At 54.6% G+C, this 1,197-nt stretch carries 1 rRNA gene; it reads left to right on the plus strand.

The features are described from left to right. A 23S ribosomal RNA gene (locus tag FCI53_RS21170) occupies nucleotides 1-1,197 on the plus strand; the annotation flags it as partial.

Genomic DNA, 1,197 nt, shown 5'->3' on the forward strand with positions numbered 1-1,197 from the left:
AGACCGTTTGAGCAATGGGGGGACGCAGTAGGATAAGGAAAGCGCGCTTTTGGATATGCGCGCCCAAGCAGTGAGACTGTTGGATAGGCAAATCCGTCCAACATAAGGTTGAGCTGTGATGGGGAGGGAATTATAGTACCGAAGTTCCTGATTTCACACTGCCAAGAAAATCCTCTAGCAAGGTCTATGGTGCCCGTACCGTAAACCGACACAGGTAGGCGAGGAGAGAATCCTAAGGTGATCGGGAGAACTCTTGTTAAGGAACTCGGCAAAATGACCCCGTAACTTCGGGAGAAGGGGTGCTTCTTTTGCGAGAAGCCGCAGTGAAAAGGCCCAAGCGACTGTTTAGCAAAAACACAGGTCTCTGCGAAGCCGTAAGGCGAAGTATAGGGGCTGACACCTGCCCGGTGCTGGAAGGTTAAGGGGACGCGTTAGCCGCAAGGCGAAGCGTTGAACCGAAGCCCCAGTAAACGGCGGCCGTAACTATAACGGTCCTAAGGTAGCGAAATTCCTTGTCGGGTAAGTTCCGACCCGCACGAAAGGTGCAACGACTTGGGCACTGTCTCAACAAGAGACCCGGTGAAATTATACTATGCGTGAAGATGCGCATTACCCGCGACAGGACGGAAAGACCCCGTGGAGCTTTACTGTAGCCTGATATTGAATGTTGGTACAGTTTGTACAGGATAGGTGGGAGCCTGAGATACGTGAGCGCTAGCTTACGTGGAGGCGTCGGTGGGATACCACCCTGACTGTATTGACCTTCTAACCCAGAACCGTGATCCGGTTCGGAGACAGTGTCAGGTGGGCAGTTTGACTGGGGCGGTCGCCTCCCAAAGAGTAACGGAGGCGCCCAAAGGTTCCCTCAGAATGGTTGGAAATCATTCGCAGAGTGTAAAGGCAGAAGGGAGCTTGACTGCGAGACCTACAAGTCGAGCAGGGACGAAAGTCGGGCTTAGTGATCCGGCGGTACCGTATGGAAGGGCCGTCGCTCAACGGATAAAAGCTACCCCGGGGATAACAGGCTTATCTCCCCCAAGAGTCCACATCGACGGGGAGGTTTGGCACCTCGATGTCGGCTCATCGCATCCTGGGGCTGTAGTCGGTCCCAAGGGTTGGGCTGTTCGCCCATTAAAGCGGTACGCGAGCTGGGTTCAGAACGTCGTGAGACAGTTCGGTCCCTATCCGTCGTGGGCG

The sequence above is a fragment of the Aquibacillus sediminis genome (genome assembly GCF_005870085.1).
GTDB lineage: Bacteria > Bacillota > Bacilli > Bacillales > Amphibacillaceae > Aquibacillus_E > Aquibacillus_E sediminis.